General features: G+C 67.7%; 17 protein-coding genes. 10 read left to right on the plus strand and 7 right to left on the minus strand.

From position 1 onward, the window contains the following. Positions 1 to 31: 31 nt before the first annotated feature. From D3874_RS24035 to D3874_RS24055, 5 genes are all read left to right on the plus strand, one after another. The gene (locus D3874_RS24035) at positions 32 to 769 is read left to right on the plus strand and encodes a Tim44/TimA family putative adaptor protein (RefSeq protein WP_199699239.1); all 738 of its coding nucleotides are present in this window, start codon (positions 32 to 34) and stop codon (positions 767 to 769) included. A gap of 236 nt (positions 770 to 1,005) precedes the next feature. Then, the gene (gene mltA / locus D3874_RS24040; RefSeq protein ID WP_233560135.1) at positions 1,006 to 2,010 is read left to right on the plus strand and encodes a murein transglycosylase A; all 1,005 of its coding nucleotides are present in this window, start codon (positions 1,006 to 1,008) and stop codon (positions 2,008 to 2,010) included. Positions 2,011 to 2,013: 3 nt separating this feature from the next. Further along, entirely contained in the window at positions 2,014 to 2,595 is a 582-nt protein-coding gene (locus D3874_RS24045) for a Smr/MutS family protein (RefSeq protein WP_119781773.1), read from the plus strand. Positions 2,596 to 2,627: 32 nt separating this feature from the next. Continuing rightward, complete coding sequence (locus D3874_RS24050; RefSeq protein ID WP_119781775.1) at positions 2,628 to 3,509, plus strand: alpha/beta fold hydrolase; 882 nt, start codon at positions 2,628 to 2,630, stop codon at positions 3,507 to 3,509. Positions 3,510 to 3,872: 363 nt separating this feature from the next. After that, positions 3,873 to 4,103 (plus strand): hypothetical protein, encoded by a 231-nt coding sequence (locus tag D3874_RS24055; protein ID WP_119781777.1) that lies wholly within the window; start codon positions 3,873 to 3,875, stop codon positions 4,101 to 4,103. Positions 4,104 to 4,201: 98 nt separating this feature from the next. Here D3874_RS24055 and D3874_RS24060 read toward each other — a convergent pair whose 3' ends face one another. Continuing rightward, positions 4,202 to 4,579, minus strand: a complete 378-nt coding sequence (locus D3874_RS24060) for a hypothetical protein (protein ID WP_119781779.1) — start codon at positions 4,577 to 4,579, stop codon at positions 4,202 to 4,204. Between the two features lie 31 nt (positions 4,580 to 4,610). After that, on the minus strand, positions 4,611 to 5,375 hold the full coding sequence (locus D3874_RS24065) for a DUF1295 domain-containing protein (RefSeq protein ID WP_119781781.1): 765 nt from the start codon (positions 5,373 to 5,375) through the stop codon (positions 4,611 to 4,613). A gap of 247 nt (positions 5,376 to 5,622) precedes the next feature. Between D3874_RS24065 and D3874_RS24070 the strand changes: the two genes are divergently transcribed. Beyond that, complete coding sequence (locus D3874_RS24070) at positions 5,623 to 7,164, plus strand: FAD-dependent oxidoreductase (protein ID WP_158596196.1); 1,542 nt, start codon at positions 5,623 to 5,625, stop codon at positions 7,162 to 7,164. A 314-nt stretch (positions 7,165 to 7,478) separates the two neighbouring features. Then, positions 7,479 to 7,853 (plus strand): hypothetical protein, encoded by a 375-nt coding sequence (locus tag D3874_RS24075; RefSeq protein WP_119781785.1) that lies wholly within the window; start codon positions 7,479 to 7,481, stop codon positions 7,851 to 7,853. Here D3874_RS24075 and D3874_RS24080 read toward each other — a convergent pair whose 3' ends face one another. From D3874_RS24080 to D3874_RS24090, 3 genes are read right to left on the minus strand one after another with little or no spacing between them, the layout of a single operon-like run. Then, positions 7,854 to 9,086 carry a surface lipoprotein assembly modifier gene (locus tag D3874_RS24080; protein ID WP_119781786.1) on the minus strand — a complete coding sequence of 411 codons (1,233 nt, stop codon included), beginning with the start codon at positions 9,084 to 9,086 and terminating at the stop codon, positions 7,854 to 7,856. Next, a complete protein-coding gene (locus tag D3874_RS24085; RefSeq protein WP_119781788.1) occupies positions 9,087 to 9,629 on the minus strand; it encodes a transferrin-binding protein-like solute binding protein in 543 nt (180 codons plus the stop codon). After that, positions 9,626 to 10,102, minus strand: coding sequence for a hypothetical protein (locus tag D3874_RS24090; protein ID WP_147385842.1), 477 nt, complete (start codon positions 10,100 to 10,102; stop codon positions 9,626 to 9,628). Before D3874_RS24090 ends, D3874_RS24085 begins: the two co-directional genes overlap by 4 nt. Before the next feature lie 161 nt (positions 10,103 to 10,263). Between D3874_RS24090 and D3874_RS24095 the strand changes: the two genes are divergently transcribed. Next, a complete protein-coding gene (locus tag D3874_RS24095) occupies positions 10,264 to 10,731 on the plus strand; it encodes a hypothetical protein (RefSeq protein WP_119781792.1) in 468 nt (155 codons plus the stop codon). Between the two features lie 58 nt (positions 10,732 to 10,789). Here the strand turns inward: D3874_RS24095 and hslU are convergent, their stop codons facing one another. Together hslU and hslV are read right to left on the minus strand one after the other, a co-directional pair. Then, the gene (gene hslU, locus D3874_RS24100) at positions 10,790 to 12,097 is read right to left on the minus strand and encodes an ATP-dependent protease ATPase subunit HslU (protein ID WP_119781794.1); all 1,308 of its coding nucleotides are present in this window, start codon (positions 12,095 to 12,097) and stop codon (positions 10,790 to 10,792) included. After that, positions 12,094 to 12,642, minus strand: a complete 549-nt coding sequence (hslV, locus tag D3874_RS24105) for an ATP-dependent protease subunit HslV (RefSeq protein ID WP_119781796.1) — start codon at positions 12,640 to 12,642, stop codon at positions 12,094 to 12,096. The genes hslU and hslV overlap by 4 nt, the downstream gene beginning before the upstream one ends. 214 nt (positions 12,643 to 12,856) lie before the next feature. Between hslV and ddpX the strand changes: the two genes are divergently transcribed. Both ddpX and D3874_RS24115 read left to right on the plus strand, forming a co-directional pair. After that, positions 12,857 to 13,408 carry a D-alanyl-D-alanine dipeptidase gene (gene ddpX, locus D3874_RS24110; RefSeq protein WP_119782469.1) on the plus strand — a complete coding sequence of 184 codons (552 nt, stop codon included), beginning with the start codon at positions 12,857 to 12,859 and terminating at the stop codon, positions 13,406 to 13,408. A gap of 20 nt (positions 13,409 to 13,428) precedes the next feature. Further along, positions 13,429 to 13,836, plus strand: a complete 408-nt coding sequence (locus D3874_RS24115) for a Rap1a/Tai family immunity protein (RefSeq protein WP_119781798.1) — start codon at positions 13,429 to 13,431, stop codon at positions 13,834 to 13,836. Positions 13,837 to 13,846: the final 10 nt, after the last annotated feature.

Genomic DNA, 13,846 nt, shown 5'->3' on the forward strand with positions numbered 1-13,846 from the left:
ATGTTTAGACCCTATGTGAAGGGAGTAGCGCGTGGCCGGCATTGCTGGATTCAGGCCGGCCCTGCCGGTATGCTGGTTCGACTCCCTCCATGAAAGCGACGTGAAAGCCACCATGGGCAACGGCTTTGAATATCTCGACATCGTGTTCCTGGCCCTGATTGCCGGTTTCATAGGCTTTCGCCTGTGGAGCGTGCTGGGCCAGCGGACCGGTCACGAGCAAAGCCAGGATCCCTTGGCGCGCCCCAAGACCAATCCGGGCGACGACAATGTGGTGCCGCTGCCCGGCCGGGCCGATCCGGTCGCCTTTCCAGGCGACGAGAACATCCCGGGCCTGACCGCGGTGCAACTGGCCGATCGCGGCTTCGAGCCCGCCCAATTCATCGAGGGCGCCCGCTGGGCCTATGAGCTCATCGTCGGGGCCTTTGCCAAGGGCGATGAAGCCGCCCTGCGCCCGCTGGTGGCGCCTGATGTCTTCGCCGGCTTCTCGAGCGTGATCGCCAGGCGCAAGGCTGCCGGCCACACCGTCGAGGAGACGATCGTGGCGCTGCGGGAAGCCAAGATCGAAAGGGCCGCCATGGTCGGGCGCAACGCGGAAATCACCGTGCGCTTCGTCGCCGATGTCATCGCCGTGACCCGGGATGGCGGCGGCAACGTGGTCGATGGCCACCCGACGGCCGTGCGCGAACTCTCCGACGTCTGGACCTTCGCCCGCGATACCCGCAGCCGCGACCCCAACTGGACGCTGATCGCGACCGCGCCCACGACCTGACCATCGCAGGCCGGACAGCTCATCGTGCGTCGATCCTCCGCCTTCGGCCTGCTCACCTTCCTGCTCGGCGCCGGCGCTGCAGCACTTGCGGTGGTCATGGTCCCCGGCCGGCCCCGCCGCCGCCGGCCCCGCCCAAGCTGGTCCTCGAAGTCGCCCGCTTCGCCGACCTGCCCGGCTGGACGCAGGATGCCCAGGACCAGGCCTGGCCCGCCCTGCGCCTGTCGTGCGAACGGGTGATGAAGCGCAAGCCCGAGACCGACCTGGGGATCGGCGGCACGGCCGCCGACTGGACCGGCGTCTGTACCGAGGTGCTGGCCCTGGCGGCGCCCGATGCCGCGGCCGTGCGCGCCTTCATCGAAGACCGCTTCACCCCGGTCGCCGCCACCAACAATGGTGACGCGCAAGGCCTGTTCACCGGCTATTACGAGCCTGAACTGCTGGGCGCCATGGCACCGGATGCGACCTATGCCACGCCGCTCTACCGCCGGCCGGACGATCTGGTGCAGGTCGACCTGGGCGACTTCCGCGAGGAACTGAAGGGCCAGCGTATCGCCGGCCGGGTCCAGGACGGCCGCCTGAAACCCTTCGAGGACCGGGCGAAGATCGTCGAGGGTGCCCTGGGCAGCAAGGGCCTGGAGCTGATCTGGGTCGCCTCGCCGGTCGATGCCTTTTTCCTGGAAATCCAGGGGTCGGGCCGGGTGCGCATGGCCGACGGCACGATCATGCGCGTCGGCTTCGACGGCCAGAACGGCCACCCTTACGTGGCCCTGGGCAAGGTGATGCTGGAGGACGGCCTGCTGGAGCGCGGGCGGGTTTCCATGCAGTCGATCAAGGCCTGGCTGAACGCCCATCCGGGCGAGGCCCAGGCCCTGATGAACCGCAACCCGTCCTACGTCTTCTTTCGCGATCTGGGCCCTGGTCCCGGCCCGCTGGGTGCCCAGGGCGTGGCCCTGACCCCCGGCCGCTCGCTCGCCGTCGATCGCAAGTTCTATCCGCTGGGGCTGCCGATCTGGCTGGACGCCACCCTGCCCGCGGCGGCGGAGGGGGCGACACCCGTGCCGTTGCACCGGCTGATGGTGGGCCAGGACACCGGCGGCGCCATTCGCGGCCCGGTGCGCGGCGACGTCTTCTTCGGCCCCGGCGCGGAAGCCGAGCGCCTGGCGGGGGCGATGAAGCAGCCCGGCCGCTGGTGGCTGCTGCTGCCCAATGCCGTCGCCGCACGCCTGCCCGCGGCGGGGTGAGCGGTGGCCAAGACGCGCGACCCCAAGGCGCCCAAGGTCAGGGGCATGTTTCCCGGCCGGCCGCCCACGCCTGAGGAGAAGGCCGCACTGGAGAATGCCATGACCGGGGTGAAGCGCCTCGCGGCGGCGAAAGCCGTGGTCGCGCCGCCGCTGGCACCCCTGCCCGGTGCCCGGCCGCGCCGCATCGTCACCTCGATCGACTACCTGCCCCTGTCGGGCGAGGCCCCGGCCCCCGCCCAACGCATCGAGGGCATGGACGGGGCCAAGCAGAAGCGCTTCATTCGCGGCGAGCTGCCGATCGAAGGCCGCCTGGATCTGCACGGCCTGACCCAGGAACGCGCTCATCGCGCGCTCGATCGCTTTCTGGCCTCGGCCCACGGCGCGGGGCTGCGCTGCGTGATCGTTATCACGGGTCGTGGGCGCGGGCCGATTGATGAAGCCCCCAATGGTGTGCTGTATCAGATGGTGCCGCGCTGGCTGAACGCGCCGGACCATGCCCACCGGGTGCTGGGCTGGCACCCGGCCCAGCGCAAGGACGGCGGCGAAGGGGCGCTCTATGTGCTGCTGCGCCGCGCACGCGAATAAGAACACCAATAAGAACAGACGGAGAGCAACGCATGTCAGGCCTGGGCCCCACCTCGCACCGTTATTTCAGCCAGGGGCTCCGCCTCCATTACGTCGACTGGGGCAATGATGCGGCGCCGCCGCTGATCCTGGTCCATGGCGGCAACGACCATTGCCGGAGCTGGGACTGGGTGGCCCAGGCGCTGTGCGACCGCTTCCATGTCATCGCCCTCGACCTGCGCGGCCATGGCGACAGCGACCACGCCCCGGGCAGCCACTATCCCACCCACAGCTTCGTGCTCGACCTGGCGCAACTGATCGCCCAGCGCCAGCTCGCCCCGGTGAACATCCTGGCCCATAGCTGGGGCGGCGCCGTCTCCACCATCTATGCCGGCACCTACCCCGAGAATGTCGCCCGGCTGATGGTGATCGAAGGCTGGGGCCCCTCGCCCGCGATGGAGGCGACACAGGCGGGCCTTGCCCCGCACGAGCGCCTGCGCCAATGGATCGAGAATACCCGCGCGGTCGCCCACAAGCGCCCGCCGCGCTATGCCGGGATCGAGGAATGCGTCACCCGGATGAAGGCCGCCAATACCCGCCTGACCGACGAGCAGGCCCGCCACCTCACCGTCCACGCCGCGACCCAGAACGAGGACGGCACCTATTCCTGGAAATACGACCCCTATGTCCGGGTGCTGGCGCCGATCTGGCATGGCAGCGCGGAAATGGCCGGATTCTGGGGGCGCATCGCCTGCCCGGTCCTGCTGGTGCGCGGGACCGAGAGCTGGGCCGTCGACCCGGTCGGCACGGGCAGGGCGGCGCATTTCAAGGATGTCCGCGTCGAGGCCCTGGAACGGGCCGGCCACTGGGTCCACCACGACCGGCTGGAGACGGTGATCGAGCTGGCTGAAGCCTTCTTTCCACACGCGCAATAAGTTATTCAGATTGTGCATGGGTTCGATCATGTAAAACATGCTTGAACCACGAACGCTTATTGGCTAAATCTTATCCAGCCCTCGGGACGAGGCGCCTAGTCCCGTGACGGACCCGCGGCATTTGACGGGAGCAGCTTGCACCGCGTTACCCCAGCTAAAGCGCCACGACGGTGGTCGTGGTTCCCCCTGATATGAAGGAGTGGACCGATGAACAAGTATTTCGAGCCGACCGCCGGGCTCTTCTCCTGTGGCATGGCGCCCTGCGCCGCCTGTTGTCGCTGCGGCTGACCCCACCCCCGCACGTTACATCCCGCAGATAGAGCCGGCCCCGGGCAAAACGCCTGGCCGGCCAGGAGAGCACCCATGTCCATCGCCATTCCGGGCCTCGAGGCCACGCCCGCCTTCACCATCGAAGTCGACGACATCGCCGCCGGTGTCGCCCTGCGCGAGCGCACCGGCTTCCGCTTCGTCGCCGCCGATCCCCGCTTCCGCCTGCTCGACGGCAGCCACTTCCGCCGCCTGGGCCAGATCGAGGCGGCGGCGCGTAATCTCGCCCGTGCCAACCTGCCGGTGCGCCGCCTGCACTTCGCCTGAAGGGCAGCACCAGTTCCTCCCACCGGGTGAGCTCATCCCCCATTCGGTGACCTGGGCGACGGGGCAACCCGTCGCCCTATTTTTTGCGCTCTATGCCGTCATCCCGGCCGATAGGGATTGATCCCTTCGCGCCGCAGCGCCGACCAGGTCCACATCGCGCCCAGGAAATCGGGCACCACGAACAGGAACACGATCGGTTGCATGTCGAAGACCAGGATCAGGGCGATGAAGACCGGCACGATGGCGGTGCGCATCTGGACCGACCAGCAGAAGAAGGCGGTGACGTTGGCGCGCGCCAGGTTGAAGTAGTAGTAGCCGACGATCAGCACGACGACGCCTAAGAACCGGATCCAGTCCAGGCCTTCCACGGGAAAGCCCATGACCTGAAGGATCAGGGCCGGTGCCAGGATCATCGGCACGCCGGCGGCGAAGATGTAGAGCGAGAACCAGAAGATGGTGCGGGCGGCGGGGGTCATCTCGTATCCCTCGGGTTCACAACAGGGGGGTTCACAGCAGGTGGGGGATCACGGCCCGGCGGTTCTTGGGATAATCGGGGAACCGGGTGCGGTACCAGCGGTGGTGGGCGACCGCCCGGGGCATCAGGTTGGCCATGGAGAACAGGGCGAAGACCAGCCCGGCGGGGGTCCAGCTCATGATCGCCCAGCCCCACCAGAACACGATCTCGCCGAAGTAATTGGCCGACGAGACCCAGCGGAAGGCGCCGCCGTGGGGGATGCGATAGCCGGTGAAGCCGTCGCCGCGCAAGGACAGCAGGATATTGTCGGCCTGGAAATTCACCACCCAGCCGAAGGCGGCGACGGCGAGCCCGACGATGAAGCGCGGGTCGCCCAGCCACGCGGTGTCCATCAGGTGCGCGGCATGGCCGACCGCATAGGCATTGGCAAAGCCGTTGCACAGGTTGAAGACGAAGCCGAAGCAGACCGCGACGATGGGAAAGCTCTTGTGCCGGTCCCGCATCCGCAAGGGATAGATCAGCCCGCGATAGAAGTAGTGGGCCTGCCACAGGCCGAACAGGAACAGCATCACGCTCGACGGGCCGGCTTCGGGCGGCGCCACCAGCCAGAAGGTCAGGGCGAAGGCGAACCATTGCGGGCTTTCGAACAGCAGCCAGGCGGCCCGGGCCGGCATGGTGCCGGTCTGGCCCGCCGTCATGTGCCGGCCGTAAGGCCCGGCCTGGCGCAGGGTGGCGCCCAGGGTGCTGAGCCCCAGCAGCCCGATGATGCCGAGCGCGGCGAGATAGGCGGTTTCCATCGACTGTCCCCCATCCGGGCCTTGTGGCCGACCCATGCTCCTATTCCTCCTCGGGTATCGGTCGGCCCGCATCCCCAATTTGGACTACACCGCACACGCGCGGGGAGGTAATTGCCGGATCCGGCGCATCCATCGGTGGCTCGCCGGCCCGGCCGGGTATATATTGCGGCCGGGGATGTCGCGCCATCCGGGGGACCAGGGGCGCGGCGCCAGTACGACATTGACGCGTGTCCCGTTGGAAGAAGCGATGACCCAGCTTATCTCCAGGCGAGGCTTTCTGGCCTCGACCAGTTCGACCGTCGTCTTCCTGGCGGCCGGCGCCTCCCTGGCGGCGGCCAATCAGGCCTTTCAGGTCATCGTCTACGGCGCCACCTCGGCCGGGGTCTTCGCGGCCTATGCGGCGGCGCGCGAAGGCATGAAGGTTGCCCTGGTGGTCGGCCCCAACCCGATCGGCGGCATGACCGCCAATGGCCTGAGCCGGGCCGATGCCAACGAAAAGCAGCCGATCGGCGGCCTCACCGGCGCCTTCTTCAGGGCCATGGGTGCCCATTACGGCCTGCCCTCGGCCTTCCGCTTCGAACCCCATGTCGCCGAGGCGCATTTCCGCGGCCTGCTCACGGAAGCCGGGATCACCGTCTACGCCCAGGACCTGCTCGAAACCCGGCCGCTGATGATGGAAGGCAACCGCATCCGGTTCGTGAAGCTCGAGGACGGGGTACAGTTGACCGCCCCGGTCTATGTCGATTGCAGCTACGAGGGCGACCTGATGGTGGCCGCCGGGGTCTCCTACGAGACCGGCCGCGACGGCCAGGCCGAGTATGGCGAGCCGACGGCCGGCTTCGGCCTGGCCCAGTCGCTGCGGACCTCGGTCGACGTGCTCACCGCGGCGGGCAAGCTCATTCCCCTGGTCAAGCCGTTCCCGAGCACCGTCGTGGGCGCCGCCGACCGGGCCGTCATGGGTTACAACTTCCGCCTCTGCCTGACCAACGACCCGGCCGACCGCCGCCCCTGGACCAGGCCGCCCAATTACAATTCCAACTGGTACCTGATCGACCTGGAGCGCAGCTTCCCCTCGGACGGGCTGCACGCGGGCGGTGAACTGCTCGACCTGCCCAAGGTCGACCGCAACAATGACGAGCCGGTGGGCGAGAACTGGGGCTATCCCAACGGCACCCGGGCCCGGCGCAAGAGCATCGTCGATTTCCATCGGACCTATCAGGCCGGCCGACTCTATTTCTTCGCGACCGACCCGCGCGTGCCCCAGTTCTACCGCGACTCGACGAACGAATGGGGCCTGGCGCTCAGCGAGTTCACCGACAACGACAACTGGCCGCGCCAGCTCTATGTCCGTGAAACGCGGCGCATGAAGGGCGTCTACAAGCTGCGCCAGCAGGAGACCAGCGCCGGCGCCCGCTTCGACGACGGCGTCCTGATCTGGGGCTACGACTACGACAGCCACCCGGTGCAATATCTGGCAAGTCCCGAGGGCAAACTGATCATCGAGGGCAGCAATACCGCCGCAACCCCGGGCATGGGCGCCAAGCGCTATCACCTGCCGCTGCGGGCCATGCTGCCGCTGGAGCGGCAGTGCCGTAACCTGATCGTGCCGGTCTGCGCCTCGGTCACCCGCGTGGTCGATTGCAGCTACCGGATGGAGCCGGCCTATATGATGGCCGGCGAGGCGGCCGGGATCTGCGCCGCCCATGCCGTGCTCGACAAGGTCGCGGTCCAGGGTGTCGACAGTGCCGGTGTCGTGCAGGCCCTGAAGGATCGCGGGGCGATCCTTTGAGCGTCTCGCGCCTGATCGGCGACATCGCCTGCCGCTAGACCAACGCCCTTCCTGGTTGACGTGCGATACTCCAGCCGTCATGGCCGGGCGAAGTCCCGGCCATCCACGTCGGCAAGCTGCCTATGCTGTCAACGGATGTGGCTCGTCCCGACGTGGATGACCGGGACAAGCCCGGTCATGACGAAATTTGTGGGTGACGAAGCGCTTCCTATCAAATGCACGATGCGCTGGCGGCCTGGCGCGCCGCGTCGTTTTGCCCAGGGGTCGATCCGCCGGCGCGGGCCGATGATGGGCAAAACAGCGGAGGGGAACCCATGAGCGACCGGCATTGGCGTAGCTTTTTCTGGATCGCCGCCGCCTACAACATGCTGGCCGGCCTGCCGCCGCTGCTGGTGCCGGCCCAGGGCGGCGCGCTTTTCGGCCTGGTCGATCCGGCCCCTGTCGTGGCCGTGCTGCTGCAGATGGTCGGGCTGCTGGTGATCAATTTCGGGCTGGGCTATGCCATGGTCGCGCGCAACCTGGAGGCCGCCCGCTATATCCTGCCCTTAGGGATTTTCGGCAAGCTGGGCGTCGTCGTCCTGATCGGCTGGCACTTCGCTGCCGGCACCTTGGCCGCGCCGGCCCTGGCCGCGGCCTTTGGCGACCTGTTGTTCGCCCTGGGCTTCATCGCCTTCCTGCGCCGGCGCTGATCAGAACTGCCGGGTCAGGCCGATCTCGAACAGGTCGCGGGGGTATTCGTAGACGTCGATCGACGACGTGTGGTCGATGCGGGTGTAGCGGAAGGTCGGCGTCGCGCCCAGCAGCTTGAATTCCCGGTGCAGCAGCAACAGCGACTCCTGCCAGTCCTCGTCGCGGCGCTTCTCCCGGAACAGGGGATTGACGCCGTGGTAGTCGGTCTGGGCATAACGGGCCGACAGGCCGACCGAAATGCCGGCCGGCAGGTCGACATAGGTGCCAAGGGTCACGCCGCGCGATTCATAGCTTTGGGTCTTCAGTTCGGCATCGGTCGCCGTGAACAGCACCGTGGCAAAGGTCAGGACCGCCGGGGTTACGGCAAAGCGCAAGGTCGCGTCGGTGTCGAAGGCAGTGCCGTCATTTTCATTGGCGGTGACATAGTCGAGCCGGCGCAATTGGGCCGCGGCGTCGAGGCGCAGCCGGTCGGTCAGCAGGTAGTTGCCGTCGAGGCGCCCACCCAGCGCCAGGGTATAGGGATCATTGCCGTACCATCGGTAATAGCCGACCAGCGAGGCCCCGACGTCGCCCCGATCGAACAGGTAGCGCGGCCCGGCTGACCATTGCACGATCGTGTCGTCGAAGCGGCTGTCCTCGAACGCCTTCTCGAACACCGACCCGCCGACCTGCAGCCGGATCTTGTCGCTCAGGGTGAAGCGATAGGTGCCGCCCAGCGACGCCTGTACCCCGACGGCTGATTTCTCGGTTACGGACTCTTTGAGCTCCAGCGGCGGCAAGCCCTCGATGATGACCTCGCGGCTGGTGGGGCCTGAATTGATGTTGCTGTCGGGGACGATGGCGACGGCGGCATTGAGCGACCATACCCGGCGCTGGCGGATGGCGGCGATGAAGCGCTCGACGTTCACCCGCACCGTCTCAGGCAGGTCGCCGGCCAGCACGCGCTCGAACTGGAAGGTGGCGCGCAGGTCGTCCTCGCCGGTCAGGAACAGGGCCCGGGCCAGTTCCAGGCGCACCCGGACCAGGTCGGGATGGTCGGCCAGAATGCCGTCCAGCAGGTCGATCGCCGCCCGGTACTGGCCGGCGTCGATCGCCCGCAGGGCCTCGCTAAAGCGGGCCTCGATCTGCCGGGCTTCCGGCACCGAAAGGGTGCTGTCGTCCGCCCGCGCCGGCACCCCGGCGCCGAGCGCTGCACCCGCCAGCACCAGGGCAAAGATCGACCGCGCGCGCAATCAGCGGGCCGCGCCGAACGCGCCGCTGATCTCCTCGGTCGGGGTGATGACGTACCAGCCGCCGCCCACTTCCTCGAGCCGGTTGCCATAGAAGCCGCCGGCCAGGTCGGCGAAGGAACCGGTGCCGGCATTGAGCGCCGCCCCGTTCATGGTGGCGGTGAAGGCGCCGATTCCGGTCGAACCCTGGAACCCGGGCGAGGCCGCGCCGCCGGCATCGACGATCGTTGCCCCGGTGAACTGGAAGGTCGGCCCGGCGCCCAGGTCGGCCCCGGTATCGGGGTTGGCCAGGCGGGTGCCGGTGATGGCAGCGTCCAGCCGGCCGGTGGTGAAATTCGCGTCGAGCTGGATGTCGCCCCGCAGCACCCGGAAATTGCCCGAGGTGGCGCCGTCGACGATGCCGCCCAGGGTGGTGCCGCGATAGGTCGCGGTGCCCAGGCCGGGGCCGGCCGACAAGTCGGCCGCCGGGGTGCCGAGCGAGCCGCCGGCGGCGGTGATGATCGTGTCGGAGGTGGTGTTGACGATCGCCCAATAGGCGAAGGTCATGAATTCGAAGGCTTCGGTCCTGCTGCCGTCCAGCAGCAGGGCCTCGCCGGTGGGAAAGGCCGGCCCGCCCCGGGTGATGTCGGGGTCCGCGCCACCTGCACGTCGGTCAGGGCGCCGGTGCCGGCGGCAAAACCGTGGAAGGTGGCGATGGTCTCGGGGCCGGCCGCCGGCGGCCGCCGGTTCAAGGTCAGCACCGTGTCGGCGCCGGCTTCCTTCAGATTGGCTTCGTGATAGGCCTGATTGAGGGCGGTGGTGCGCGCCCCGCCGATGCCGTCTTCTGCGCCCGGCGCCGTGCTCAGTTGGATCCCCGGCTCGACCGCCGCACCGCTATCGGGCAGGACATCGCGCAGGCCGGTGATGCCCGGCGCCGGCGCCGGCGGCAAGGGGACGCCGCCCCCGCCCCCGCCACCCGTACAGCCGGCCAGCAACAGGCCCAACGATGCCAGATAGAGTCCCGCCGAAACCTTCGTCATGCCCGCCCCCCGACTGCACAGGCCGCAACTCTATCGCGGTGCGGTGCGGCGGACCACAGCCATTCTGTTGAAGGAAGCGTGAAATCGGTCCCCGCTTGCGCATTCTCCGAAGCCGGGTGCAATCATGGAGCGGAAAATCTCCCGAGCAAGGCGAGCGGCATATGCTGAGCATTACCGAGAAGCTGGTGCCAGTGGAGCAGTACCTTTCGGCCGATCCGCCTGATCGTGATGACGTTGCCGGCCTGTTTCGCGAAGCCAGCGACTTCCTCCTGTCCCATAGCTGGTGCACGGAGATTGTCGAGGGCCGGATCGGCGAGGCGATTCCGGGGATCCTGGGGCTGTTCCTGGTTCGTATTGTTCCCGGCCGGCCCGAGGTGGACGAGCAGCTTTGGGTCGTCGTCGGCGATCTGCCGCCTGCCTACCTCGTCTGCGACGACTGTCACGACGCCGCGTCGGCACTTCAAGGGTATCTATTTGAAATGTCGCGGTGGGTTCAAGCGGTCGAGCGCGGCGAACCCGTGAGCGGCCTGATTCCGGTGAACGCACCGCCAACCGCGGAATGGGCGGTTGCACTGAAGCGACGCTTGCAGTTCATCGAGCAGAAAATCCTGGGGCAGCCGACCGATTGAGCGGGCAGGCCCGGATGGGGAATCGCCCACCCGCGACGGGCAGGTGGGAGATCAAGTCTTACAGAATGAACTTCGACAGGTCGGTGTTGGCGGCGAGCGCGCCGACATTCTTGGCCACATAGGCGGCGTCGATGGTTACGCTCTGGCCGCTGCGGTCGGACGCGGCGAAGCTGATCTCGTCCAGTACCCGTTCCAGGATCGTGTGCAGGCGCCGGGCGCCGATGTTCTCGACCGCGGCGTTGACCTCGGCCGCGACCTTGGCGATCTCGGCGATGCCGTCCTTGGTGAAGTCCAGGGTGACGCCTTCCGTGGCCATCAGGGCGACGTACTGGCGGATCAGGCTGGTCTCCGGCTCGGTCAGGATGCGCTCGAAATCAGCCCGGGAAAGGGCCGTCAGTTCCACGCGGATCGGCAGGCGGCCCTGCAATTCGGGCAGCAGGTCCGAGGGCTTGGCGATGTGGAAGGCGCCCGAGGCGATGAACAGCACATGGTCGGTCTTCACCGGGCCGTGCTTGGTCGACACGGTGGTGCCCTCGATCAGGGGCAGGAGGTCGCGCTGCACGCCTTCCCGGCTGACGTCGGCGCCCTGGCGTTCCGAGCGGGCGCAGATCTTGTCGATCTCGTCGAGGAAGACGATGCCCGCGTTCTCGGTCAGGCGGATCGCTTCCTGGGTGACCGATTCCTGGTCCAGCAGCTTGTCCGATTCCTCGGCCAGCAGGATGCCGTAGCTGTCCTTGACCAGGACCTTCTTAGCCTTGGTGCGCTGGCCGAAGGCCTTGCCCAGCATGTCGCCGATATTGATCATGCCGACCGAGGCGCCCGGCATGCCGGGAATCTCCATGTTGCCCAGGGGCGAGCCGGTATCGGCCACCTGAAGCTCGATCTCCTTGTCGGCCAATTCGCCGCTGCGCAGCTTGGCGCGGAATTTCTCGCGCGTGTCCTTCGACGCGCTTTCGCCCACCAGGGCGTCGAGCACCCGATTCTCGGCATTGAGCTCGGCCTTGGCCTTGACATCGCGGCGGCGCTTCTCGCGGGTCATGGCGATGGCGATTTCGACCAGGTCGCGGACGATCTGCTCGACGTCACGGCCGACATAGCCGACTTCCGTGAACTTGGTCGCCTCGACTTTCAGGAACGGCGCATTGGCGAGCTTGGCCAGGCGGCGCGAGATCTCGGTCTTGCCGACGCCGGTCGGCCCGATCATCAGGATGTTCTTGGGGAGAACCTCGTCGCGCAGGTCGTCGGGCAGTTGCTGGCGCCGCCAGCGGTTGCGCAGGGCGATGGCCACGGCGCGCTTGGCGTCGTTCTGGCCGACGATGTGGCGGTCGAGTTCGGAGACGATCTCGCGCGGGGAAAATTCACTCATGATTCGATGACTTCGACGGTGAGATTGCGGTTGGTGTAGACGCAGATGTCGGCGGCAACCTCCAGCGAGCGCCGCGCGATCACCTCCGGATCGGCCTCGTAGGGCATCAGGGCGCGGGCCGCGGCCAGGGCATAGTTGCCGCCCGAGCCGATCGCGGTGATCTCGTCTTCCGGCTCCAGCACGTCGCCGGTGCCGGTCAGCACCAGCGAGGTGGTGGCATCGGCGACGATCAGCATGGCCTCCAGCCGGCGCAGGTAGCGGTCCATGCGCCAATCCTTGGCCAGTTCGACGCAGGCCCGGGTCAACTGGTCGGGAAAACGCTCCAGCTTGGCTTCCAGGCGTTCGAACAGGGTGAAGGCGTCGGCGGTGGCGCCGGCGAAACCGGCGATCACCTTGCCGTTGCCGATGCGCCGGACCTTGCGGGCATTCGATTTGATGACGGTCTGGCCCAGGCTGACCTGGCCGTCGCCGGCCACGACCACCTTGTTGCCCTTGCGCACGCAAAGGATGGTGGTGCCGTGCCAAAGCGGTGATTGCTGATCCAAGGGGGATGTCCTTGCGGGGGAAATGTCGGTCCTTGTATGTAGCGATCGGCGGCCCGGGCACAAGGCTGGTAAGCGGCGGCTGGGATTGACGGCCTGCGTGGTTCGACAGGCTCACCATGAGGAAAACTTTTATGCCACAAAGACTTACCTCATCCTGAGCCTGTCGAAGGACGCACGGTGGACCTGCGAGGCCGCGCTCTGGCAGACTGCGCTCATGCTGACCGAGATTCATGAAGGGCCGGGGCGCCCGCTCATCCGCCTGGCCTATGCCACGGCCAACAACCTCACCAACAAGCCGATCTATACCCGCAGCGCCTGCTTTCTGCAGGTGGAGGCGGCGGCGGCGCTGGACCGGGCCCAGGCCGCGGCCCGGGCGATCGGGCTGACCCTGATCGTCTATGACGCCTTCCGCCCGACCGAGGCGCAATGGGTGCTGTGGCACCACCTGCCGGATCCGACCTTCATCGCCGATCCGAGGGCAGGCTCGACCCACGGCCGGGGCATCGCGGTCGACCTGACCCTGGGCACGCCGGACGGGGTGCCCCTGGACATGGGCACCGGCTTCGACGACATGACGCAAAGCTCGTTCCACAATGCCCCGGTGCCGCTCGAGGCCCGGCGCAACCGCCTGATCCTGCTGGGGTTGATGACCCAGGCGGGATTCGAGCACATCGAATCGGAATGGTGGCACTACAACCTGCCCGCGGCGGAGCGCTATCCTCTGCTCACCGATGCAGCAGCCGGCACAAGGCTGATGGCCCGTTGAGGCCCGTGGGAGAGAAGACGATGCGCACGATCCGCTGGACGATGGCCGCCGGCCTGCTGGCGCTGGGCCTCCATGCCCTGCCGGCCCGGGCCCAGGAAACGCCGACGCGCGAGATCGTCAGCGGCGCCGATTTCGTCGAACTATGCACCAAGGCGGGCCGCGCCCTGTCCAGCCCGCCGGGCGACGGCAGCCGGCCGGCGGCGCGCCAGTGCAAGGATTTCCTCAAGAACTTCTTCACCCTCGAAAACGCCCGCCCCGTGGTGCCGACCGACCAGGTGATGTGCATCAACGGCAAGCTGTCCTGGCAGGAGATTTCCGACCAGGTGCTGGACTGGGGCAAGGGCCGCAGCGAATTCGACGACAAGCCGGCGGGCGACCTGGTGCGGGCGGCGATGCGCGCCAAGCACCCCTGCACCACCGGGAACTGACGGCCGGGCG

It is taken from the genome of Oleomonas cavernae, from assembly GCF_003590945.1.
Lineage (GTDB): Bacteria > Pseudomonadota > Alphaproteobacteria > Zavarziniales > Zavarziniaceae > Zavarzinia > Zavarzinia cavernae.

Bases quoted from the DNA above. Each gene is read 5' to 3' on its own strand.
- D3874_RS24065 (WP_119781781.1), bottom strand. From the start codon at position 5,375: ATGGAAACCGCCTATCTCGCCGCGCTCGGCATCATCGGGCTGCTGGGG.
- D3874_RS24085 (WP_119781788.1), bottom strand. From the start codon at position 9,629: ATGACCTTCGCCTATTGGGCGATCGTCAACACCACCTCCGACACGATC.
- D3874_RS24055 (WP_119781777.1), top strand. From the start codon at position 3,873: ATGTCCATCGCCATTCCGGGCCTCGAGGCCACGCCCGCCTTCACCATC.
- D3874_RS24070 (WP_158596196.1), top strand. From the start codon at position 5,623: ATGACCCAGCTTATCTCCAGGCGAGGCTTTCTGGCCTCGACCAGTTCG.
- hslU (WP_119781794.1), bottom strand. From the start codon at position 12,097: ATGAGTGAATTTTCCCCGCGCGAGATCGTCTCCGAACTCGACCGCCAC.
- D3874_RS24095 (WP_119781792.1), top strand. From the start codon at position 10,264: ATGCTGAGCATTACCGAGAAGCTGGTGCCAGTGGAGCAGTACCTTTCG.
- ddpX (WP_119782469.1), top strand. From the start codon at position 12,857: ATGCTGACCGAGATTCATGAAGGGCCGGGGCGCCCGCTCATCCGCCTG.
- D3874_RS24115 (WP_119781798.1), top strand. From the start codon at position 13,429: ATGCGCACGATCCGCTGGACGATGGCCGCCGGCCTGCTGGCGCTGGGC.
- D3874_RS24090 (WP_147385842.1), bottom strand. From the start codon at position 10,102: ATGACGAAGGTTTCGGCGGGACTCTATCTGGCATCGTTGGGCCTGTTG.
- mltA (WP_233560135.1), top strand. From the start codon at position 1,006: ATGAAGCGCAAGCCCGAGACCGACCTGGGGATCGGCGGCACGGCCGCC.
- D3874_RS24050 (WP_119781775.1), top strand. From the start codon at position 2,628: ATGTCAGGCCTGGGCCCCACCTCGCACCGTTATTTCAGCCAGGGGCTC.
- D3874_RS24060 (WP_119781779.1), bottom strand. From the start codon at position 4,579: ATGACCCCCGCCGCCCGCACCATCTTCTGGTTCTCGCTCTACATCTTC.
- D3874_RS24075 (WP_119781785.1), top strand. From the start codon at position 7,479: ATGAGCGACCGGCATTGGCGTAGCTTTTTCTGGATCGCCGCCGCCTAC.